The organism is Kribbella sp. NPDC051952 (assembly GCF_040680855.1).
Lineage (GTDB): Bacteria > Actinomycetota > Actinomycetes > Propionibacteriales > Kribbellaceae > Kribbella.
Genome location: NZ_JBFAXQ010000014.1, coordinates 85,047 through 106,843 on the forward strand (window position 1 = coordinate 85,047; position 21,797 = coordinate 106,843).

18 protein-coding genes are annotated in these 21,797 nt (G+C 68.8%); 6 read left to right on the forward strand and 12 right to left on the reverse strand.

All coding sequences use genetic code 11. From position 1 onward, the window contains the following. Nucleotides 1-16 precede the first annotated feature (16 nt). From efeB to AB0L70_RS25175, 7 genes are all read right to left on the reverse strand, one after another. Nucleotides 17-1,204 (reverse strand): iron uptake transporter deferrochelatase/peroxidase subunit, encoded by a 1,188-nt coding sequence (efeB, locus tag AB0L70_RS25145; protein WP_363688105.1) that lies wholly within the window; start codon nucleotides 1,202-1,204, stop codon nucleotides 17-19. Beyond that, entirely contained in the window at nucleotides 1,201-2,322 is a 1,122-nt protein-coding gene (locus tag AB0L70_RS25150; RefSeq protein ID WP_363688107.1) for an EfeM/EfeO family lipoprotein, read from the reverse strand. The genes efeB and AB0L70_RS25150 overlap by 4 nt, the downstream gene beginning before the upstream one ends. Nucleotides 2,323-2,426: 104 nt before the next feature. Continuing rightward, nucleotides 2,427-3,335, reverse strand: a complete 909-nt coding sequence (locus tag AB0L70_RS25155; protein WP_363688109.1) for a ribonuclease Z — start codon at nucleotides 3,333-3,335, stop codon at nucleotides 2,427-2,429. A gap of 9 nt (nucleotides 3,336-3,344) precedes the next feature. Next, complete coding sequence (locus AB0L70_RS25160; protein WP_363688111.1) at nucleotides 3,345-4,319, reverse strand: pyridoxal-phosphate dependent enzyme; 975 nt, start codon at nucleotides 4,317-4,319, stop codon at nucleotides 3,345-3,347. 27 nt (nucleotides 4,320-4,346) lie between these two features. Continuing rightward, nucleotides 4,347-6,104 (reverse strand): aldehyde dehydrogenase family protein, encoded by a 1,758-nt coding sequence (locus AB0L70_RS25165; protein ID WP_363688113.1) that lies wholly within the window; start codon nucleotides 6,102-6,104, stop codon nucleotides 4,347-4,349. Further along, the gene (gene acnA, locus AB0L70_RS25170) at nucleotides 6,101-8,551 is read right to left on the reverse strand and encodes an aconitate hydratase AcnA (protein WP_363688115.1); all 2,451 of its coding nucleotides are present in this window, start codon (nucleotides 8,549-8,551) and stop codon (nucleotides 6,101-6,103) included. The genes AB0L70_RS25165 and acnA overlap by 4 nt, the downstream gene beginning before the upstream one ends. Beyond that, the gene (locus tag AB0L70_RS25175) at nucleotides 8,548-9,594 is read right to left on the reverse strand and encodes an isocitrate/isopropylmalate dehydrogenase family protein (protein WP_363688117.1); all 1,047 of its coding nucleotides are present in this window, start codon (nucleotides 9,592-9,594) and stop codon (nucleotides 8,548-8,550) included. Before AB0L70_RS25175 ends, acnA begins: the two co-directional genes overlap by 4 nt. Nucleotides 9,595-9,700: 106 nt before the next feature. On the opposite strand from AB0L70_RS25175, the gene AB0L70_RS25180 reads away from it, so the two are divergent. Both AB0L70_RS25180 and AB0L70_RS25185 read left to right on the forward strand, forming a co-directional pair. Beyond that, the gene (locus tag AB0L70_RS25180; protein ID WP_363688119.1) at nucleotides 9,701-10,393 is read left to right on the forward strand and encodes a GntR family transcriptional regulator; all 693 of its coding nucleotides are present in this window, start codon (nucleotides 9,701-9,703) and stop codon (nucleotides 10,391-10,393) included. After that, nucleotides 10,393-11,382: a GDSL-type esterase/lipase family protein gene (locus tag AB0L70_RS25185; protein WP_363688121.1), complete on the forward strand. Its 990-nt coding sequence runs from the start codon at nucleotides 10,393-10,395 to the stop codon at nucleotides 11,380-11,382. Before AB0L70_RS25180 ends, AB0L70_RS25185 begins: the two co-directional genes overlap by 1 nt. Here AB0L70_RS25185 and AB0L70_RS25190 read toward each other — a convergent pair. Continuing rightward, a complete protein-coding gene (locus AB0L70_RS25190; protein WP_363688373.1) occupies nucleotides 11,366-14,353 on the reverse strand; it encodes a glycine--tRNA ligase in 2,988 nt (995 codons plus the stop codon). The genes AB0L70_RS25185 and AB0L70_RS25190 overlap by 17 nt on opposite strands. 55 nt (nucleotides 14,354-14,408) lie before the next feature. Further along, complete coding sequence (locus AB0L70_RS25195) at nucleotides 14,409-14,930, reverse strand: helix-turn-helix domain-containing protein (protein WP_363688123.1); 522 nt, start codon at nucleotides 14,928-14,930, stop codon at nucleotides 14,409-14,411. 87 nt (nucleotides 14,931-15,017) lie between these two features. On the opposite strand from AB0L70_RS25195, the gene AB0L70_RS25200 reads away from it, so the two are divergent. Next, nucleotides 15,018-15,929, forward strand: a complete 912-nt coding sequence (locus AB0L70_RS25200; RefSeq protein WP_363688125.1) for a TIGR03564 family F420-dependent LLM class oxidoreductase — start codon at nucleotides 15,018-15,020, stop codon at nucleotides 15,927-15,929. On the opposite strand, the gene AB0L70_RS25205 is transcribed toward AB0L70_RS25200, so the two are convergent. After that, nucleotides 15,865-17,505: a hypothetical protein gene (locus AB0L70_RS25205; RefSeq protein WP_363688127.1), complete on the reverse strand. Its 1,641-nt coding sequence runs from the start codon at nucleotides 17,503-17,505 to the stop codon at nucleotides 15,865-15,867. The two genes, AB0L70_RS25200 and AB0L70_RS25205, sit on opposite strands and share 65 nt — an antisense overlap. Nucleotides 17,506-17,510: 5 nt before the next feature. Further along, nucleotides 17,511-19,247, reverse strand: a complete 1,737-nt coding sequence (locus tag AB0L70_RS25210; RefSeq protein ID WP_363688129.1) for a BTAD domain-containing putative transcriptional regulator — start codon at nucleotides 19,245-19,247, stop codon at nucleotides 17,511-17,513. Nucleotides 19,248-19,366: 119 nt separating this feature from the next. On the opposite strand from AB0L70_RS25210, the gene AB0L70_RS25215 reads away from it, so the two are divergent. Genes AB0L70_RS25215 through AB0L70_RS25225 form a run of 3 tightly spaced genes read left to right on the forward strand, consistent with a single transcriptional unit; the run spans nucleotide 19,367 to nucleotide 21,428 of the window. Next, nucleotides 19,367-20,125 (forward strand): hemerythrin domain-containing protein, encoded by a 759-nt coding sequence (locus tag AB0L70_RS25215; protein ID WP_363688131.1) that lies wholly within the window; start codon nucleotides 19,367-19,369, stop codon nucleotides 20,123-20,125. Continuing rightward, a complete protein-coding gene (locus AB0L70_RS25220; RefSeq protein ID WP_363688133.1) occupies nucleotides 20,122-20,568 on the forward strand; it encodes a nuclear transport factor 2 family protein in 447 nt (148 codons plus the stop codon). The genes AB0L70_RS25215 and AB0L70_RS25220 overlap by 4 nt, the downstream gene beginning before the upstream one ends. A gap of 38 nt (nucleotides 20,569-20,606) precedes the next feature. Then, a complete protein-coding gene (locus tag AB0L70_RS25225; protein ID WP_363688135.1) occupies nucleotides 20,607-21,428 on the forward strand; it encodes an alpha/beta hydrolase in 822 nt (273 codons plus the stop codon). Here AB0L70_RS25225 and AB0L70_RS25230 read toward each other — a convergent pair. Beyond that, a complete protein-coding gene (locus AB0L70_RS25230) occupies nucleotides 21,384-21,743 on the reverse strand; it encodes a helix-turn-helix domain-containing protein (RefSeq protein WP_363688137.1) in 360 nt (119 codons plus the stop codon). The two genes, AB0L70_RS25225 and AB0L70_RS25230, sit on opposite strands and share 45 nt — an antisense overlap. Between the last annotated feature and the right edge of the window lie 54 nt (nucleotides 21,744-21,797).

Consider the following 21,797-nt stretch of genomic DNA (forward strand, 5'->3'; position numbering starts at 1 on the left):
TTCCCTCCTGAGTAACTCATCCGAGCAACGACCGCCCGAAGTGGTCGTTGCCGTCCCGTACACCGGGAAGAACGAAGAAGTAGCCGCCACCGACCGGCCGGATGTAGTCGACGAGAGGCTCGTCGATCAGCCGGGTCTGGACAGCCTCGAACTGCCGGGCGATGTCCTGCTGGTACGCGCAGAACAACAGCCCCATGTCCAGGTCACCGACCGCGTCGGTGCCCTTGTCGTAGTTGTAGCCGCGGCGCAGGAACTGGCTGGACGCAGTGGCCGGAGTGCGCGGGTTGGCCATCCGGATGTGGCTGGTCAGCGGGATCGCGGCACCGGTCGGATCGGCCGGATAGTTGGGCAGATCACTCTCGCTGTTGCCGTCCAGCGGTGCACCGGAGTCCCGTCGCCGGCCGAACATGTTCTCCTGCTCGCCGACCGACACCCGGTCCCAGAACTCAACCAGCATGCGGATCTGCCGCAGTACCTGGTAGCTGCCGCCCTCGGTCCAGGCCGGCTCACCGTTGCCCTTACCTACCCACACGAGCTTGTCGTGGTCGGTCGACGCCGGTTTGACGATGCCGTCCTTGAAGCCCATCAGGTTGCGTTGCGTACCGGACGGCCGCGGCGGGCTCTGGAAGCCGTCGACCCGCCAGCGCAGCTGCATCGCACCGCGGGTGTGCCGGGCGATGTCCCGCAGCGCGTGCAGCACGGTGTCGGTCTCCGTTGCGCACACCTGCAAGCTCAGGTCCCCATGGCACAAGGCGTCGTCCAGGCTGTCGTTCGGGAACTCCTTCATCGCCGTGAGCTTCACCGGCTTGCGCCCCGTGAGGCCGTACCGCTCGTCGAACAGCGACGCCCCGACGGCAACGGTGACCGTCAGATCGTCGGCAGGCATGTCCGGTCCGAGTACGCCGGAATCGGCCGGCGGGGCCGTGATCCCCAGCGGCGGCAACGCACCGCCCGCGGTCAGCAGCCGGGCCCGATCGGTCAGCGTCTTGAACAGGTCGGTGAGCTCGCCCTTGTTGGCAGCGATGACGTCGAACGACGCGAAGATCGCCTGCTTCTGCTGGTCGGTGGTGATCCCGGCCTGGTGCACACCGTGGAACGCGACCGAGGTCGAAGCCGCCGCATCAGCGGACAGCGACAACCCGGTGACAGCCGCCGCGCCCGCACCGACCAACGTCCCGCGCAGGAACGACCGACGGCTGGTCATGAGCTTCTCCGGACTTCGCAGAGGGCCGCGACGGGGGCGAGCTGCTCCAGGAGTTCGCCGACCGCGCCGTTGAGTTGTTCCCGGGTGCTCTGGTCCAGCTGGGCGACCGGGGTGTTCCGGTGCGCGGTCAGCAGCGCACGGACCCGGGCTTCCCACATCTTCACCTGGGTCAGTTCGGGATAGCGGGGCTTGAGCACCGGGTCCAGGATGGCCAGCACCTTCGCCGTGCCGTCGAGGTTGGCCAGCGCAGTGTTGAGCGACGTACCGCTGCCCTGGTCGTTCTCGCCGGTCAGCTCGAACTGGAGCGCGTTCTCCATGATCTCGTGGGCGCGCAGCCCGAGATCGTTCGGATCGACCTGTTCGTTGGGCAGGTCAGCCTGCAGGCCATGTACGGCGGCTGCCAGCTGATCGGCGATCGGCTTCAGGGATGCGGCGGACGCGTTGTGCCACAGGCCTTTCTCCAACGGATGGAAGCCGGCGGATCCGTCGATCTGGTCGGCGAAGTCGCCGAACGCGTCGTACGCCGCTCCGAGCGAGTTGTACGCGAGGTGAGCGGGCAGCCAGTCGGCCCGGGCCGCGGCCAGATTGCCGGCGTCCACATCGCTACGCAGCTTGTCCGTCTTGACGGCCAGGTCCGCGACGCCGCCGACGATCGTGGTCTCGTACTGCTTCACCAGCGGCAGCATGTCGTTCTTGGTCACGGCGACCGCGGCCGGACCACCCTTCGCGTCGCCGGTGAGCGTGACGGTCGGACCGGTGATCGCGTCGGTGTCCTCGATCAGGCAGCGGATCGCGTACCGGCCGGCGCCGAGTTGCACGTCCATCGGCGCGCTCGTGTTCGGGCCCAGGCCCTCGACCTCGCCGTACACCTTGTTGCTGCCGACCTCGACGAGATCGACTTCGGCGGCTGCGTCGCCGGTGTTGTGCACGGTGAGCGTCTGCCGACCGGTCTTCGCGTCGGTCCAGCCCTGGCCGCACTGGCTGCGGGACACGGAGATCTCGGCCGGGCCACCGGCTGCGTGCGCGGAATCCTCCCAGGGCCGCCACACCGCTACCGCCACTACTGCGCCTACACCGATGAGCGCGATCGCCGCCGGCAGGGGACGGGTAGTGCGCACGAGAGGTTGCTCCTGAAGCTCGGCAATTTACATTCGTCGCTGATGTTAATTGGCCGATCAGGGGAATCAGGCAGAGTTGGTCCGCTCGTCATTCATTGTTCGTTTTAGCGGCGGGACGGGACCGGGGTGCGACTGAGGTCCGAGGCGACCAGGATCTCGCCGGAGAACTCGTCGGCCGCCTCCTCGTAGAAGCGCTCAGGCTCCAGATAGCGCTGCGAGAAGTGGGTCAGGACCAGCTTGCGGACGCCACATTCTTCGGCCACCCGGGCTGCCTGGCGGGCGGTCAAATGGCCGAAACGACGAGCTAATTCCGCCTCCGACGACAGGTACGTCGACTCGATCACCAAGAGGTCGGCACTCTCCGCGAGGCGGAGGACGTTGTCGCAGAGCCGGGTGTCCATCACGAAGGCGAAGCGCTGGCCCGGACGGAGTTCGCTGACGTCCTCGACCCGAACCGTCCGTCCGTCGACCTCCAGCGAGCCGGCCTGCTGCAACCGGCCGACGGCAGGGCCCGTGATGCCGGCCGCGGCCAGCTTGTCGGGGAGCATCCGCCGGCCGTCGGGCTCGATCAGCTGATAGCCGAAGGACTCGATCGAATGCTCCAGCCGCCGGGCCCACAGCTGACCGAACGACCCGACCGAGAGCAGCCCGTCCTCCTCGACCGGCTCCTCGAGCAGCTCGGCCCGCTCGAAGAAGGACGCGGCGTAACGCAACCGCGTGAAGTACGTCTGCCCGGACGCCGGATAATGCGCATGCACCGGATGCGGTACGTCGTCCAGCGACAACCGCTGCACGATCCCCGGTACGCCGAGACAGTGGTCACCGTGGAAATGCGTCACGCACAACCGCGTGATCGCACCGGCCGCGAGCCCGGCGTACAGCATCTGCCGCTGGGTCCCCTCCCCCGGATCGAAGAGGAACCCTTCGTTGTCCCAGCGCAGGAAGTACCCGTTCTGCGTGCGTTCGCGCGACGGCACCTGACTTCCGGTGCCCAGCACAACGAGTTCACGCACCGGACCACATTAACCGAGGGCGGCCACCAGGGTGCTCGACGAAATGTTGCCGCCACACGACACCACCGCGACCCGCTTCCCGGCCAGTTCGGTACGGCGCTGCCGAACGGCGGCGAACGCCATCGCGGCCGACCCTTCGATCAGCTGGTGCTCGGTGTCGATCACCATCCGTAGCGCGTCCCGGATCGGGTCCTCGCCGATCAGCACCCACTCGTCGACCAGCTCGCGGCACAGCTCGAAGGTGATACTGCCCGGCTCGACACTGCCCGCCGTACCGTCCGACAGGGTCGCCTTCGCGTCGACCATGACGATCTCCCCGGCCCGCACCGACGCGGCCATCGCGTCGTCGAGGATCGGCGACGCGCCGTACACCCGGATCCCGGGCAGGTGCTTCTTGAGCACCGACGCGACCCCGCTGATCAGGCCACCGCCGCCGACGGCGACCACGACCGCGTCGAGCGGCTCGCCGGCCAACTGCTCGAGGATCTCCACGGCGACTGTGCCTTGGCCGGCAATGATGTCCGGGTCGTTGTACGGCGGCACATAGGTGAGACCGTGCTCGGCCGCATAGGCCCGCGCCTTCGGTTCGAGTACGCCGGAATCATTGCCCTCGGCCCGTATTTCCAGGCCGATCCGCTTCAGGGCGGCGACCTTGCTCGGCGACGCGTTCTCCGGCAGGTAGACGATGCCGTGCCCGCCCAGGGTCGCGAGCGCGTTGCCGACACCGAGTCCGTGGTTGCCGGTCGAGGCCGTCACCACACCGGCCTGCCGCTGCTCGTCGGTCAGCGTAAGGATCTTGGACATCGAACCGCGCGCCTTGAACGATCCGGTCCGCTGCAGGTGCTCGCTCTTCACCAGCACGCCCGCGCCGACCTCGTCACTGAACGCGTCGTACCGGACGAACGGCGTGGGCGGCAGGTGTTCCCGCAACTTCGGTGCAACCTGCTCGGACCGCTCCGCAACCTCCGCGGGAGTCAACGTCATGCAGTGCTCCTCTCTCCGTCGGACAGGCTAGCTCGTGGCGGCGACAGCGCCCCGGTCGGCGGCGGACAGGTGGGCCACCGTCACCCCGGTCTCGGTCATCGTTCGCGTTACCGCGCGGCCGCCGTACACCCAGTAGATCGTCATCTCGGTGTCGCCGCGGTTGATGAACTGGTGCGGCACCCCGGCCGGGACCCAGGTCGCGTCGCCCGCCTCCAGGTCGACGCGCTGGCCGTCGATCACCGCGGTTGCCTGACCGGAGAAGATCAGCACGGACTCCTCGACGTTGTGCGAGTGCAGCGGGATCTGGGTGCCGACCGCGAAGACCGTCGTACCGGTGGTGATCTTGTTGGAGTCGCCGTTCCACGCCCCGACGTACGGAACCGTGCGTACGCCGCTGCCCCGGTCGAAGACCTCCACCTCGTCGGGCCGGATCACGAGCCGCGGCGCCGGGTCGGCCGACCACACGGTCTTCACGTTCATGAACTCGCGCATCCCGTAGGCACCGAGCTCGCGCCCGTACCCGGACTGCTTGGTCCCGCCGAACGGTAGCCGCGGATCCGACGCGACCATCGCATTCACGAAGACCGCGCCGGCCTCCAGGCGACGGATCAGCTCCGGCGCCCGCTCCTGGGTGGTCCACAGCGACGCACCGAGGCCGAACTCGGTCTGGTTGGCCAACCGGATCGCTTCGTCGGCGGAACGCACCCGGGTGATCGCCGCGACCGGCCCGAACGTCTCCTCGTCGAATGCCGCCATCCCCGGCAGCACGTGGTCAAGCACCGTCGGCTGGTAGTAGAACCCCGGCCCATCGATCACCGAACCACCGCGTACGAGCGTCGCCCCGGCCTCGACCGTACGACGAACCTGGTCGTCCAACGTGTCCCGGAGACCTTCCCGGGCGAGCGGACCGAGTGTGGTCTCACCGTCCAGCGGATCACCCGCCACGAGCCGATCCACACCGGCCGCGAAGTAGGTCACGAACTCGTCGGCGACCGACTCCTCGACGATGAACCGCTTCGCGTTGACGCAACTCTGCCCGGTGTTCAGGAACCGGGCCTTGACCGCGGTGTTCGCGGCAGTCACCAGGTCGGCGTCCGCCAGAACGATGAACGGGTCCGAGCCGCCGAGCTCGAGCACCTGCTTCTTCAACGCGCGCCCGGCCTGGGCGGCGATGATCCGGCCGACCTGGGTCGATCCGGTGAAGGTCACCGCCGCGATCCGGTCGTCCTCGATCAATCCGGCGACCTGCTCGGTCTCGACCAGGGCAACGCTGATCAGACCGTCCGGCATGCCCGCCGCCCGCAGGACGGACTCGATCGCGAGCGCACACTGCGGCACGTTGTTGGCGTGCTTCAGGACCGCACCGTTGCCAGCGGCAAGAGCCGGTGCGGCGAACCGGAAGAACTGCCAGAACGGGAAGTTCCACGGCATGATCGCCAGGACGACACCGAGCGGCTCGAACTCGATCCGGCCCTCCGCGGTGACCTGCTCGGCGGCCAGGAACCCCTCGGCGTTGGTGGCGTAGTACTCGCAGGTGGCCGCACATTTCTCGATCTCGCCGAGGGCCTCGGCCAGTGGCTTGCCCATCTCGGTGGCGATGAGCTCGGCGAGCTCGGGCTTGCGGGTCCTGAGGACGCCCGCGAGCGACCGCAGCAGGTCGGTGCGCTCGCCGATCTTGGTCGAGCGCCAGTTGCGCTGGGCAACCACTGCCGCACCGAGTTCAGGGGCGGAGACGTCGAAGCTGGTCAGGTGTTCGCCGGTGGCGGGGTTGATCGAAGCGATCACAGGGATTGCCCTTCGCTGAGGCGGTGCAGCACGTAGGGCAGTACGCCGCCGTGCCGGTGGTAGTCGTGCTCGCGGGGTGTGTCGAGGCGGATCCGCAGCCGGTAGGTCTTGCCCGCGGACCGCGCGGTGGCGAAGCCGTCGTCGTGCAGTTCGATGTCGATCGGCTCCTCGCCGGTGAGGTCGTCCCCCTCACCGGGCCGGAACTCCAAGGGCAGGATGCCGAGGCCGACCAGGTTGGACCGATGGATCCGTTCGAAGGACTGCGCCAGTACGGCGCGCACTCCGAGCAGTGCCGGTCCCTTGGCGGCCCAGTCGCGAGAAGATCCGGTGCCGTACTCCTTGCCCGCGACAACCACGATTGGTACGCCGGCGGCCCGGTAGGCCATCGCCGCTTCGTAGATCGAGGTGAGTTCGCCGTCCGGGCCGCGAGTGACCGATCCTTCGATCCCCAGGGCCAACTGGTTGCGCAGGCGAACGTTGCCGAAGGCACCGCGGACCATCACCTCGTGGTTGCCGCGACGCGACGCGTAGGTGTTCCGATCCCGAACGCCCTGGTCGGTCAGGTAGCGACCGGCCACACTGTCCGCCGGGATCGCACCAGCCGGTGAGATGTGGTCCGTCGTGACGGAGTCACCGAGTCGCACCAGCGCTCGCGCGCCGGTGAGATCGTCCGGCACCTTCGTGAAGTAGTCAGGCTGTCGCAGGTACGTCGAGTCGCCCCACGTGAACGTGTCACCCGAGGGCGCGTCCAAGCCTTGCCAGCGGTCGTCGCCCGCAAAGAGATCGTCGTACGCGTGCTCGAAGAGCTCCGGCTTCAGGGTCTGCTTGATGACCGCCTCGATGTCGGCGGGCTGCGGCCAGAGGTCGTGGAGGTAGACGCCGTCGCCGAGCGGCTCGTTCAGCAGGTCGATGTCCATCCGGCCGGCCAGTGCGTAGGCGACGACGAGCGGCGGCGAGGCGAGGTAGTTCAGCCGTACGTCGGACTGGATCCGGCCCTCGAAGTTGCGGTTGCCCGACAGGACTGCCGCGACCGTCAGGTCCTCCCCGCGTACCACCTCCGCGACCTCGTCGATCAGATTGCCCGAGGCACCGATACAGGTCATACAGCCGAAGCCGGTGAGGTGGAAGCCGAGCTTCTCCAGGTACGTCGTGAGTCCAGCCGCGGTGAGGTAGTCCATCACCACGCGCGACCCCGGCGACAGGGTCGTCTTCACCCACGGCTTGCTGACCAGACCACGCTCGACGGCGTTCTTCGCAAGCAGACCGGCCGCGACCATCACTGCCGGGTTAGAAGTGTTGGTGCAGGAGGTGATCGCGGCGATGACGACCGCACCGTGACCCGGGCCATCGGTCGTTCGTGGGCCCGGCGGGAGCTCGGACTCGGCCGCCTGCTTGGCATCGGTCAGGGACGTGCGCTGGTTCGGGCGGCGCGGGCCCGCGATCGACGGGACCACACTGCCCAGGTCGAGGTCGACGTACTCGTCGTAGGTGAGCTCGGCGGAGGGGTCGTGCCAGAGGCCTTGCTCGCGGGCGTAGCTCTCGACCAGCGCGACCTTCTCGGCTGGGCGGCCGGTGAAGCGTAGGTAGTCGAGCGTGCGGTCGTCGATCGGGAAGTAGGCCGCGGTCGAGCCGAACTCCGGGCTCATGTTGGCGATCGTCGCGCGGTCGGGCACCCCCAACTCGCCAAGCGCCGGACCGGTGAACTCGACCAGCTTGCCGACGACGCCGTGCGCGCGAAGGGTCTCGGTGATCGTCAGGACGAGATCGGTCGCCGTCGTCCCGACCGGAAGCGCGCCACTCAGCCGGACTCCGACGACCGGCGGCAGGACCATCGACACCGACTGGCCGAGCATCGCGGCTTCGGCCTCGATCCCGCCGATCCCCCAGCCGAGTACGCCGAGCCCGTTGACCATCGTGGTGTGCGAATCCGTGCCCAGGCACAGGTCCGGGAACACCCACCCGTCGCGCTCCTCGACGACGCGCGCCAGGTACTCCAGGTTGATCTGATGCATGATCCCGGCACCTGGCGGGACCACCTTCAACTGCCGGAAGGCCTGCTGCCCCCAGCGGAGGAACCTGTACCGCTCGGTGTTGCGCTCGTACTCGCGGACCACGTTCAGCTGGAGTGCGTCCGGCCGGCCGAAGACGTCCGCGATCACCGAGTGATCGACGACGAGCTCCGCCGGGATCACCGGATCGACCAGCCCAGGGTCTTTGCCCCGAGCAACCATGGCGTCCCGCAACGCAGCCAGATCCGCCAACACCGGCACGCCGTTCGTGTCGTGCAGGAACACGCGCGACGGATACACCTCGAGCTCGCCGACCACGCCCGGCTTCCAGTTCCGCAGTACGTCGCTCGCCGTGCCGTGCCGGAGTGCGTTCTCCAGCAGGATCCGCAGTGTTCGCGGCATCCCGTCCGGAGCGATCCCCTGCAATGACTCGATCATGCGCTGATCGAGTCGACCACGGCCGCGGTGAACTCCGCCGTACCGGCGCTGCCACCCAGGTCCGCCGTACGGATGCCTCGGGCAACTGTTGCCCGCAGCCCGCGATCGATCAGCTCGGCGGCCGATTGGAGACCGAGCCAGTCCAGCAGCATCGCGCCGGACGCGATCATCGCGGTCGGATTGGCGAGACCGCGGCCGGCGATATCCGGTGCCGAACCGTGCGCGGCCTGCGCCATCGCCCGGTCGTGCGACGCGTTGATGGACGGTGCGATCCCGAGCGACCCGGCCAGTTCGCCGGTCAGGTCGGACAGGATGTCGCCGAACATGTTCTCGGTGACCAGGACGTCGAAGTCCGCCCCGTGCCGAACCAGGTGGACCGTCATCGCGTCGATGTGGAAGTCGTCGACCTCCAGCCCCGGATAGTCGTCGGCGATCTCCCGGCAGATGTCGCGGAAGAAGCCCGTCGTCATCGCCAGCACGTTGGCCTTGTGCACGATCGTCAACCGCCGGCGCCGGCGCATCGCCAGCTCGCACGCCTGCCGCGCGATCCGCTCGATCGCGGGCCGGGTGAAGATCCCCATCGCGATCGCGACATCCGCCGTCGGCATGTACTCGCCGGTGCCGCGATACGTACTGCGATCCGCGTAGAAACCCTCGGTGTTCTCGCGCATCACGACCAGATCGAGCCCGGGCACCAGCGCGGGCGTTCCCTCGAATGCCTTGGCCGGGCGGATGTTCGCGAACAGGTCGAAGTGCTTGCGGAGGAACCCGCTCGGATTCAGCACCGCACGATGCTCGGGCGGGTACGCCGCGCTGTCATGGGGACCGAGCAGCCAGCCGTCGAGCTTGGTCAGCGTCTCGACCGTGACGTCCGGCAACGCACTGCCATGCGTCTCGATCGCCGCCGCCCCGACGGGCAGTGGAACCCACTCAACGGCCGGTGCACCGGCGGCGGCCAGCGCCGCGTCGAGTACCTGTACGGCGGCAGGCACGATCTCGGTCCCGATCCCGTCGCCGAGCAACACTCCCAGTCGATGGCTCATGCCGATGAGTTTCAGTCGTTATAACCTTCTCCGTCAAGAGGTACGTGCAGGTCGTCTCATGCCTTGATATCCTCGCCTTCGGTGTTATAACCGAGAGGAGTTCGGCGTGACGAAGGCTGAGGTCGCCTACGACCTGGTCCGCGAGCAGGTGCTGCGCGGGGACCTCGTGCCCGGTGCGGTCATCGCCCAGGCGACGCTCGCCCGCGAGCTCGGCATCAGCACGACTCCGCTGCGCGAGGCGCTCCGCCGGCTGATGACCGAGGGACTCGTCGAGCTGGACGCGCACCGGGATGCCCGCGTCACCCGGCTGACCGCGGAGGAGGCCCGGGACCTGGTCGAGATCCGCCGCTCCCTCGACCCGTTGGCGGCCGGCCTCGCGGCGGAACGGCGTACCCGGGCCGACCTCGCGCTGATCCGGTCGACGGCCGACGAACTGCTGCCGCTGTTGAAGGATCCCGGCGCGGCGGAGCTGTTCACGCATCGCCGGTTCCACGTCGCGATCTACTCGGCCTCCCACAACCAGTTGCTGGTCCAGCAACTGGACGCACTGTGGGACAAAGCCGACCGGTATCGCAGGCTTGCTCTCGAAGACGGCCGGACCGACGAGGATCTGGACCGCACCCACGCCGAACACCTCGCGTTGGTCGACGCGATCGCGGCCGGAGACTCCGGTACGGCGGCCGCGGTCATGCTCGCCCACGTCGACGCCAGCCTCGGTGCGCGCGCGGTCGCCCGCCTCACCTCGGCCGCCGCCCAACCCGTCGCCCGCTCACTCCGGGGCATCCGAGGAGGACGCTGATGATCGACCGGTGGACCGGGTTCCAGCACCGCGAGGTCGATGCCGACGGCTGGACCACCTTCTGGCGACTCGACCCCCGCGAACAGGACTTCCAGCTTGCCGAGTGGACCGCGAATCCGGACCGCGTCGGCCAGGGCCTCTGGGCTCGCGCTGCGACCCCAGCCGGTGTCCGCGGCGCCTGGCGTACGGCGGCAACCTCGGTCGGACTCGAGCTCCGGGCAAACCTGAGCATCTACTCGAAGCTCACGCCGGTGGACGTGCTCGTCGACGGCGAGCTCTACCAGCGTTGCGCCGTGCAGGAGGGTGAGCAACGCCTGGTCGTCGAGCTGCCGGGCCGGCCGGTCGAGGTGGAGATCTGGCTGCCGCAGACCGGGAGGATCGCGATCCGCGGGCTGAGCTTCGACGGCGCCGCCGAGCCGCTGGCGCCGAGCGGGCCGCGGTGGATCACGTACGGCAGCTCGATCACGCAGTCCGGCGGCGCGTACGGACCGTCGGAGACCTGGCCGGCGCTGGTCGCCCGGCAGCATGGCTGGGAGTGCTTCTCGTTCGGTTTCGCCGGCGAGTGCCACCTCGATCCGATCGTGGCCCGCACGATCCGGGATCTGCCGGCCCGGCTGATCTCGCTGTGTCTCGGCATCAACATCCACGGCGGCGCGACCTACAACGGCCGCACGCTGCCCGGCCAGGTCGAGTCGTTCATCGCCACGGTCCGCGCGGGCCACCCACAGACGCCGCTGGTCGTGATCACTCCCCTGCTGGCCCCCAACCGCGAAGGCACACCGAATGCCGTCGGCCTGACCCTCGACGACGTCCGCACCTGCGTCGAACTAGGCGCCCGCACCGACCCCGCCGTACACCTCATCGACGGCCGCACAATCCTCACCGAAGACGAAGCTCGGGCCCTGTATGCAGATGATGTGCATCCAGGGCCCGATGGTTATCGCCTGATCGGCGAACGTCTCGCCGGACTGCTCACTCTGCCGCAGTAAGGCTCGTCCCGAGTGCCTGCCAGTCCAGGACCGGTGCGGCCAGCCGGCTGATCGTCGCGAGCAGGCCGAGCCGCGCGGCGCGGAGCTTCGGGTCTTCGGCCATTACCAGGATCTCGTTGAAGAAGGTGGTTACCGGCTCGACCAGGACCGAGGCGGCGTCGGCGAAGTCGGCCAGACCGGTGGGTGCCTGGCCGACCTTCTGGACTGCTTCGTGCAGGACGACCTCGGCGGGCTCGGTGAGCTGGCTCGAGTCGTACGACGCCTCGGTGCCTTCCGGGACGATCCGGCGTACTCGCTGCAGGACCGCGACCAGCTCGGCGAAGTCGCTGTTGCCGACCAGCTCCTGCAGTGCCTTCAGAGCCTCGTCCGCGACCACCGGAGCAGTTGCCAACGGCAACACCGCGGCGACCTGGTGGTGATCGTCGCCACGGTCGAGCAGCTGCTGCTCGTACCGCCGTACGGTGAACTCGGACACCTCGTCGAGCGACTCAGCCGGTACGTCGATGCCCTGGGCACCGATCTCCGTCGCGGCGGCCTTCAGTCCGACGGGCAGCGTGATCGCCTGCAGCTCCGGGTGCTCGCGCAGGATCGCGACCACACCGGCGGCCGCACGACGCAGCGCGAACGGGTCCGAGCTACCGGTCGGCTTCGCGCCGATGCCGAACAAACCGGCCAGCAGGTCGAAGCGATCGGCCAGCGCGAGCAACGCACCCGGAGTCGTCGACGGCACCGGGTCACCGGCGGACCGCGGCAACTCCATGTCGAACAGCGCCTGCGCGACGCCCTCGGTCTCACCGGCGCGACGCGCGTACTCGCGGGCCATCGTGCCGGCCAGGCTGGTCAACTCGACCACCATCTGCGACCCGAGGTCGAACTTCGCCAGCTCGGCGGCCCGCTTCAGCGTGGTCAGGTCGTCCTCGGACAGCTCGACCACGTCGGCCAGGGCGAGAGCGATCCGGCCGATCCGGCCCGCCCGGTCGGCCATCGAGCCGAGCCGCTCCTCGAAGGCCAGCTTGTCCAGTTCGCTCTTCATGTCCTCGAGCGAGGTCTCCAGGTCGGCCCGCCAGAAGAACGCGGCGTCCTCGTAGCGCGCCCGCAGCACGGCCTCGTTACCACCACGCACCAGGTCTTCGTCGACCGAACCGTTGGCCACGGCAACGAAGTGCGGCAACAGCTTGCCGTCGGCGTCGCGCACCGGCAGGTACCGCTGGTGCTTGCGCATCACGGTGGTGAGGATCTCGCCGGGCAGGTCCAGGTAGTCGGCGGCGAAGCCACCGAGGATCGCGGTCGGCTCCTCGACCAGGTTCACGATCTGGTCGACCAGCGCCGACTCGCCCTCGAAGTCGATGCCACCACCGGCACCTGTCGCCAGCTCGCGGGATGCCGTCACGATCTGCTCGCGGCGACGGGCCGGATCCGCCTCGATGCCGTGGATCCGCAGCAGGTCCAGATACCCCTCGGCGGAGGCGATCTCGACCTGCGGCTGCGCGGCCGTCCGGTGTACGCGCGTCGTCCGGCCCGCGGCCAGCGACGACACGGACACGGGGACGATCTGGTCGCCCAGCAGCGCGACCAGCCAGCGGACCGGCCGGGTGAACGACAGCTTGGCGTCGTTCCACCGCATGTTCTTGTCCGACCGCAACCCGCTGACGATCTCGCTCAGTACGCCGCTCAGCACCTCGGCCGCACCGCGTCCCCGGTCCGGCTTGGTCACCGCGACGTACTCGACGCCGTCGACGTCCAGAGTGTGCAGCTCGCTCGCGTCGACGCCCTGACCACGGGCGAACCCGGCGGCGGCCTTGGTGACGTTGCCGTCGGCGTCGTACGCGGCTGCCTTTCGTGGGCCACGCACCACGCGCTCTGCGTCGGGCTCACCGGCCTGCACACCGGCGACGAACGCGACCACCCGACGCGGCGTCGCGTACGTCGTGATGGCGCCATGGCCGAGCCTCGTTGCGGCGAGCTTCTCGGTGAGTGCTGTCTTGACGGCCTCGGCGGTCTTGGTGACCTCGGACGGCGGCATCTCCTCGGTGCCGATCTCGAAGGTCAGCTGCCGGGTCCCGGTACTCGCCGGGAACTCGGTCGGCTGCGGGACCGCCGCCGGCAGCTCCGCGATCCCCAGCGGGTGCTCGAGCTCGGTCCGGCGCTCGGCCCACAACCGCGAGACCTCGCGGGCCAGGGTCCGCATCCGGCCGAACGCCTTGGCCCGTTCCGTCGTACTCACGGCGCCGCGGGCGTCGAGGACGTTGAAGGTGTGCGAGCAGCGCAGCACCATGATGTGCGCAGGCACCGGGAGGCGGTCGTCGATCATCCGGCGCGCCTCGTTCGCGTACTCCTCGAACAGGCGCTTCTGCGACTCGACGTCGGCGTCGTCCAGGTAGTAGCGGCTCATCTCGTACTCGGCCTGGCCGAACGCTTCGCCGTACGAGATGCCCGGTGCGTAGGAGATGTCCTTGAAGTGCGAGACACCCTGCAGCGCCATCATGATCCGCTCGATGCCGTAGGTGATCTCCACCGACACCGGGTCGAGCGTCATGCCGCCGGCCTGCTGGAAGTACGTGAACTGGGTGATCTCCAGACCGTCCAGCCAGACCTCCCAGCCGAGACCCCAGGAACCGGTCGCCGGGTTGGCCCAGTTGTCCTCCACGAACCGCACGTCGTGCGCGTGGATGTCGACGCCGAGCGCCTCGAGGCTGGACAGGAACAGCTCCTGCGGGTTGCCCGGGTCCGGCTTGAGCACGACCTGGAACTGGGTGTGGGTCTGCAGGCGGTTCGGGTTCTCGCCGTAGCGGCTGTCGTCGGGCCGGACACTCGGCTCGACGTACGCGACCCGCCACGGCTCGGGACCCAGCACGCGCAGGATCGTCGCCGGGTTCAGCGTTCCGGCTCCGACCTCGGTGTTGAACGGCTGCACGATCATGCAGCCCCGATCGGTCCAGTACTTCGTCAGCGCGAGCAGCGCGTCCTGCATGGTGAGCACAACGAACCTCAAGCCATCGTTCGGAGGGTTTAGACCACGAAGTCTATTAGCTGTGCCCGGGTGCTATCCCCCGGATTGCCAGGTCGAGGAGACGGTCAGCCTGAGCGGTGTCCTCGTCACTGGCCAAGGAGATGCCGTTGACGAGTTTCAGCAGGTCCTCGATCGCGATGTCGTCGCGGACCTGAGCCTTGGTGAGGAGGCTCCGACCCGCAGCCAGAATGCGTTCGTGGCACGCGGATCCTCGCTCGGCGCTCATCACCAGAGCGGGCCCCAGCCCGCGAGTGCTGGTGATGTGAGCAACCATGCTGTGGAGCCAGATCGTCAACGCCTGCAGGGGTTCCGGGTGATCCTGCAGCTCTTCGGCCTGGGCGCAGACGGTGTCGATGCGGTTCTGGAAGACCGCTTCGAGCAGCGCACCCCGACCACCGAAGTGGCGGTGCAAGGTGGCTGATCCGACACCGGCGCGGCGCGAGATCTCCTCCAGTGAGGCGTCGGCGCCTTGCTCGCCGACGACCTCGGCGGCGACCGCGACCAGGCGGTCGTAGTTCCGCTGCGCATCGGCTCGCACGATCAACTCTCTTGCTAACTGGGGTGGTCCCCCATATCGTAGCAACCCTTAACCGGGGGACCACCCCGTTTACCTCTGGAGGCGGAGATGCAGATCGGACTCGCGTACGGCGATGTTCGCGGACAACGCGACCTCGGTGTGATCGCCGAGCAGGTGCGGGCGACGAGCGGGACCGCGTGGATCTCGCAGGGACCGAACCTCGACGCCCTCACCACACTCGCCCTGGCCGGCAGAGGTGCGGGTGAGCTCGGCACCGCGGTCGTGCCGTTCCCCCAGCGGCATCCGCTGGTGCTGGCCAGTCACGCTCTGACCGTTCAGGCGGCGACTGGCAATCGTTTGATCCTGGGCATCGGGGCCGGGATCTCGCGGATGGTCGGCGGGATGTACGGATTGCCCACGGACCGGCCGGCTCGACGACTCCGTGAGTACCTGGAGGTACTGCGGCCGTTGCTGCGTGGCGAGTCCGTCAACCATCACGGCGACACGCTCACCGCGGTTGGATCGGTCGCCGTCGAAGGCGCGGCGGCGCCGCCGGTGCTGGTGGCCGCGCTCGGCCCGGCGATGCTGCGCGTGGCGGGCGAACTCGCGGACGGGACCATCACCTGGATGACCGGCCCGCGCACTCTCACAAACCATGTCGTGCCCTCAATCACCAAAGCCGCGGACACTCCCCCGCGGATCGTCGCTGGGTTCGCGGTGTGCGTGACCGCGGACGAAGGCGCCGTACGTGCGCGGTTCGCGAAGGACTTCGCGCTGGCCGGTCAGGTGCCGGAGTATCGCGCGATGCTCGATCGCGAGGGCGTTGACGGGCCGGCCGACGTACTGCTCGTGGGGGACGAGGACACGATCGCCAAGCGGCTCGATCAATTGCGGGACACCGGGATCACCGACCTGATGCTTGCGCCGATCGGAACGGCGGCAGAGCAAGCGCGGACTACGGAGTTCCTAGCGACGCAGCACGGACATGATCGGCGGGCCGGCCCCGCTGGCGCAAGGTGATCGCGAGCTCCCGGGCACTCGCGGCAGCGAACGGCCGGAGTCCGGCCTGCTGGTGGCGATCGAGTGCCATCGCCAGGTGCTCGATCGCCTGGTCGAGGTCCCCACACGTACGGGCGAGCAGGCCGACCTGATGTCCGGCGAACCCGGTCACCGAGATGCCGGTGCCGCCGATGACCAGACGTTCGGCGTACGGCGCCAACTGGCCCAGCAGGTCCGCGGCCGCATCCGGTGACGCCAATCTGGACCACAGCTCGGCCCGGATCGCGAGGTGGGTCAGGGACAGGTAATCGGTCGCGATATCCGGTTGTAGCTTCCACGGCCCCAGATCGGAGCGCACCTGCGTTGCTCGTCCCGCCTCCACCAGCGCCAGGGCGTGCCAATCACGCAGCAAGGAGAGACCCGTTGCGGTGGCCGCGGCGGCGAGCATCGGCTCGATCGACGGGAGCGAACCGCGGACCAGATGCAGTGTCGCGGTGACCGCCATCGGCACCTCGGCCGCACCCGCGACGGTCGTCAGCGAGTGGAACCGGCCGGCGGCGGCCATCGCCTCTTCCGCTTCCGCGAACCGGCCCCGCGCGATCGCGATCACCGCGTCAGCCCAGACCAGTGCGACGAGGACCGGTGCGTGCGCATGGGTCTGGGCCAGGACCCGGGCGCGTTGGTAGTCACGCAAGCCGGCGGCCAGATCGCCCTGCTCCATCTGATCCCGGCCCCGGAACACCAACGCGCGAGCGAGGGCGACGGGATCATCCGCGGACTCGGCGAGGTCGACGAGCTCATTGGCTGCGGCCAGTCGTTCGCTGAGCAACTGCGGACGTTCGTAGGCGAGATGGCGGAGCTCCAGCACTCTGGCCAACTCATCACCGTCCCGGCCGCGGACAAGCCGCTCAGCCTCGGTCGACAGCTCGACGGCCCGGCGCCCGGCGTCGGGGTCGTAGTAGATCTCACCCGCCAGAGCCGCCAGCAGCCTGGCCCGGATCACCTCGGCCCCGGGCGGAACCTCGCGCAGCAATCGCTCGATCAACGCGACCCCTTGGACGTCGACCACTTGGTACTCCCGCCAACTCCACACCCCGTCGGCAGTAATCCCGACCACTGCCTCAGCCGCCGTCAACGCATTCCCATCGGCCAGCGCGATCTCGGCCGCGGCCCGTGCTGCCTCCCCGGCCTGCCGCTCCTGCCCGGCCCGTTTCTGGGCTCGCGCCAGCCCGACGAGTACGTCGTACCGATCGGTGGCGGTCGCGGTGGTGTCCCGCTGGACCGAGGCCTGCGCGAGAAGCTGGAGCCGGGCGGCCTCTGCCGGCGCGGGTTGGCGAGCGGCCACCCCTGCGGCGCGGACGGCCGAACTCCATGCGGCGCGAGCATGATCAGGGCCTGCCTGCGCGTGGTGATGCGCGATCTCCGCCAGCCGAGCGCCGCCGAACCGCTGCTCGAGCAGTACGGCGAGTGCGCCGTGCAACTGCCGGCGCCGACCCAACGGCACACGCGCGTAGACGGCCTCCCGTACCAGCGCGTGCGTGAAGCGGTACTCGTTGCCGTCCGCAACGATCAGGCCGACCAGCAGCGCCGTCTCCATCGCTGTCACCGCATCGTCGGCCGCACGCCGGACACTGCCTCGGCAAGATCGCCGTCGAACGTCACCCCGGAGACCGCGGCGGCGGAGAGCAACGGCTCCACCTCGGCCGGCAGCTGGGAGATCCGCTGCCGGACAACGTCCCGCACACCGTCAGGCACTTCCAGCGATCCGGCGGCCGCGGGATCGGCGAGACGTCGCTGTTCGGCGAGCAGCCGGATCAGTTCGCCGACGAAGAACGGGTTCCCGTTCGTCCGTTCGAGCAGCGCACCGGCCACCTCGACCGGTATGTCGGCGTCATGGTGCAACCTCGCGAAGGCTCGTACCTCCGTTTCATCCAGGCCGTGCAGTCCCATCCGCACCAAACCCGCCCGGGCGAGATCGGCGAGCACGGACCCGACCTCGGGCGTCAGATCGGCCTCCGCGTCCCGGCTGGTCAGCAGTAGTACGACGGGCAGCCCGGACAGCGTCGCGCCGAGCCGCTGCACCAGACGCAGCGTGTCGCCGTCGGCGCGATGCAGATCGTCGAGCACCAGCAGGATCGGGCCGGCCGACCGCAACAGCGCACTGACACCCTCAGCCAATTGGAAAGCGGCCGTGTCCGCATCCGTCGTACCGGACCCACCATCGCCTGGAGTCAGCGCGGCCAGGGCCGCAGCGCCTGGACTGTCGTGATCCAGCAACTCCGCCAAGGCCTGCGAGAAGGGCCACAGCGCGGGTGCACCGTCGGCGCCGTCGCAACGACCCCAACCGGTCTTGAGCCCCATCGCGGCAGCAGTCGCCGTCAGCGCGCGAGCGAGAGCGGTCTTGCCGATGCCCGGCTCTCCGGTGACCAGGATCGCCACCCCACGTCCGGCACTCGCGTTGACGAGGTGCTCGGTGAGCCCGGTCAGGTGGCTGTCCCGGCCGACCAGCCCGGCAGGGGCCGGCGGACGGAAACCGTCCACCGAGCCGCTGACCGACCGCGCCGGAGCGAGCGGTGCTGCCTCCAGGCTCGGATCGTGATCGAGGATCGCCTGCTCCAGCCGGCGCAACTCCGGACCCGGATCCGCTCCGAGCTCCTCGGCAAGCACCCGCCTGGCTCGGCGTAATGCGTCCAGCGCCTCACCTTGGCGCTGAGATCGGTACAAGGCCAAGCTCAGCAGGCCCCATGCGGTCTCGCGCAGCGGATGGAGCTCGACCAGCTGCTCGATCTCGCCGATCAGGCGCTCATGGCCGCCCAGCGCCAGATCGGCACGGACCCGATTCTCGGTGGCGAGCAGCCACAGCTCGCCGAGCCGGGCAGCCTCGGCCGCCAGACCCGGCACGGTCGCGGACAGATCCGCGTACGGCTCCCCGCGCCACAGACCGGCGGCCGTCCCGAACAACTCACGAGCCCGCCCGGGATCAGTCGGAAGTACGTCGTGGGCCGCGGTCAGCAACTGTTCGAACTCCACCGCGTCGACCGACTCGGCCGCCAGCGAATAACCGGGTGGCTGGGTGACCAGGAGCTTGGCCGCGGACCGGGCGGCCCGATCGGGCTCCAGCACGCGGCGCAGGTTCGCGACATAGGACTGGACCGACACCAGCGCCTTCGCCGGCGGATCGTCGGCCCACAGCTCGTCGATGATCCGGGACACCGAGACGACCCGGCCTCCGGACGCGAGCAGCAGGCCGAGCAGGGCCCGCTGCTTCTGGCCCCCCAGTTGGACCAGCTCCCCGTCGGCATCGAGAACCTCGACCGGCCCCAACACCCGAAACCGCACGGTACGACGCTAACCCGGCACCGCGCCGATTGACAGCAATTCGGTTCCAAGCCGGACCGGGGTGACTTCCAAGTGCCCTCGCCCACGATCGGAGCATCACACAGCGAAGGAGGAGGACGATGACAAGCCAGACCGCGGACGGACGGCAACTGCACGGGCCGGGACTCACCGATGTCCGGATGATGAAGGTGGTGCATGACAACTTCCGCCGCGAGCTCGGGCTGAGCCCGGCCGCGATCCGCGGAACGGTCGCCGGCGACAAGCGCCGTACCCGGCAGGTGGCAGAGCACGTCGGCCTCTTCCTGGCGTTGCTGCACCACCACCACACCATCGAGGACGACCTGCTCTGGGCTGCCCTGCTCGAACGGGTCCCGCAGGAGCTCGCACCGCTGGTGCATGTGATGGAGAGCCAGCACGAGACAGTAGCCGGCCTGCTGGAGCAGTCGAACGCGGCTCTCGACACCTGGCGGACGACCGCGTCCAGCCGCGACGGCGAGGCCTTGGCGCAGGTCCTCACCGAGCTGTGCACGGCACTGGTCGAGCATCTGCAGGCCGAGGAGACACACCTGCTTCCGCTGATGGCCCAGCACATCACGGTCGCGGAGTGGGCCGAGTTCACCGCGCAAGGGATGTCCTCGATTCCGCGACGCAAGATGTCGCTGGGCTTCGGAATGATGCTCTACGAAGGCGACCCCGAGGTCATCGGGCTCGAGCTCGCGAACCTGCCCGCGCCAGTACGTCGACTGCTACCGCCCCTCGGCCGGCGCTCCTTCCGCCGCTACGCCCGCCGCATCCACGGCACCGGTACGCCGATGCGCAGCACCGACCTCGCCGTACCCGCTGCCAACCACGTCACAGACCAAGGAGTTTCGTCATGAGTTCAGCGACCACCATCGACATCCACGCCGCACGGATCCGGAACGAGGCGCTCTGGCAGCGTTCCGCCGGGTTCCTGTTCGGCGGCGACATCGACGCCTTCGTCGAGTGCTGGCAGCCGGACGGCAGCTACGAGGCCGCTCTGCCCGTCGCCGGATTGCCGGCGGTCATCACCGGCACCGAAGCCCTGCATGCGGCGTTCACCGGACTGATCTCCGCCGCTCGCAGCATCACCATCCACGACCTGGTCTTCCACCAGACCGACGACCCGGACGTGGCGATCATCGAGGAGCGGATGGTGGCCGAGCTCGTCACCGGCGACCACTACGAGAACAGGTTCGCGATCAGGGCGACGTTCCGGGACGGCAGGATCGCCTCGATGATCGAGTACTACGGCCAGTTCGCGCATCAGGATCTGCTCCGCAAGCTCGGACTCTCCGACTGACCCTGTCCATCGGGGCGGGTGCCGTTCGTGGAGTAGCCATGAACAACACACTGGTGGTTCCCGAGGCGGAGTTGTACTACGAGGTGCGCGGGACCGGGCCGTTGGTGGTCCTGGTCGGAGCGCCGACGGATGCGGACGCGTTCGCACCCCTGGCCGAGCTGCTGGCCGACGACTACACGGTCCTGACGACGGATCCGCGCGGCGTGAAGCGCAGTCGGCTTCACGCCGGCGGTACGTCGACACCCGCGCAGCGCGCCGACGACCTGGCCCGGTTGATCCGGCACGTCGACGCGGGCCCCGCGACGGCGCTCGGCTCGAGTGGTGGCGCGGTCACCGTGCTGGCGTTGGCGCAGAACCATCCCGATGTCGTGAGCACGGTGATCGCACACGAGCCGCCGCTCGACCGGCTCGTCGAGGACGGTGACGAACTGCTCGCCAGGTCCGAACAGATGATGGCGGACTACCTCGCCGGGGATGTGATCGGCGCGTGGAAGCAGTTCTTCGCGATCGCGAACATCCAGGTGCCGGACGGCATGATCGAGGGGATGTTCAGCGGCGAGCGGGACCCGCAGCAGGTCGCGGACGAGCGGTTCTGGTTCGCGCACGAACTGCGCGAGTCGGTCAGTTGGCTGCCGGACGTGGACACCTTGCGCGGCAACGACGTACGGATCGTCGTCGGTATCGGCGAGGAGTCGACCGGGCAGCTCTGCGACCGGACCTCGACCGCGCTGGCCGACCGCCTCGGCATCACGCCGACGCGATTCCCCGGCGACCACACCGGATTCGTCGGCGTACCGGACGAGTTCGCGAAGGCCCTACGCGCTGAGCTGGTCCAGGTGAGTCTCGACCCACGTGCGTAAGGCGGCCAGCGGAGTGGAGACGCTGTGGCCGAGGTCGGTCAGCGAGTACTCCACGTGCAGCGGCACAGCGGGGTAGATCTCCCGATGCAGAAAGCCGTTGTCCTCGAGTCGGCGCAGGGTCTGGGTCAGCACCTTCGGGCTGATCCCCTGCAGCCGCCGCTGCAACTCACCGAACCGCAGCGGGCCGTCCTCCAGCGCACCGATCGTGAGGGCGGCCCACTTGTTCGCGAGCAGATCGAGTACGTCGCGGCACGGACACTGCGCGGCGTACACGTCGTGCTTGTCATGCATCCCGGTCGCGCAGGTGGTCGCCATGCCTCGTACTTCCTTTTAGATAGTAGTCGTCCTTGCGGGATACTACCCTCCCGC

Coding starts and splice junctions, on each gene's coding strand:
- efeB (WP_363688105.1), bottom strand. CDS start 1,204: ATGACCAGCCGTCGGTCGTTCCTGCGCGGGACGTTGGTCGGTGCGGGC.
- AB0L70_RS25160 (WP_363688111.1), bottom strand. CDS start 4,319: ATGACGTTGACTCCCGCGGAGGTTGCGGAGCGGTCCGAGCAGGTTGCA.
- acnA (WP_363688115.1), bottom strand. CDS start 8,551: ATGATCGAGTCATTGCAGGGGATCGCTCCGGACGGGATGCCGCGAACA.
- AB0L70_RS25175 (WP_363688117.1), bottom strand. CDS start 9,594: ATGAGCCATCGACTGGGAGTGTTGCTCGGCGACGGGATCGGGACCGAG.
- AB0L70_RS25185 (WP_363688121.1), top strand. CDS start 10,393: ATGATCGACCGGTGGACCGGGTTCCAGCACCGCGAGGTCGATGCCGAC.
- AB0L70_RS25190 (WP_363688373.1), bottom strand. CDS start 14,353: ATGCAGGACGCGCTGCTCGCGCTGACGAAGTACTGGACCGATCGGGGC.
- AB0L70_RS25200 (WP_363688125.1), top strand. CDS start 15,018: ATGCAGATCGGACTCGCGTACGGCGATGTTCGCGGACAACGCGACCTC.
- AB0L70_RS25205 (WP_363688127.1), bottom strand. CDS start 17,505: ATGGAGACGGCGCTGCTGGTCGGCCTGATCGTTGCGGACGGCAACGAG.
- AB0L70_RS25215 (WP_363688131.1), top strand. CDS start 19,367: ATGACAAGCCAGACCGCGGACGGACGGCAACTGCACGGGCCGGGACTC.
- AB0L70_RS25220 (WP_363688133.1), top strand. CDS start 20,122: ATGAGTTCAGCGACCACCATCGACATCCACGCCGCACGGATCCGGAAC.
- AB0L70_RS25225 (WP_363688135.1), top strand. CDS start 20,607: ATGAACAACACACTGGTGGTTCCCGAGGCGGAGTTGTACTACGAGGTG.
- AB0L70_RS25230 (WP_363688137.1), bottom strand. CDS start 21,743: ATGGCGACCACCTGCGCGACCGGGATGCATGACAAGCACGACGTGTAC.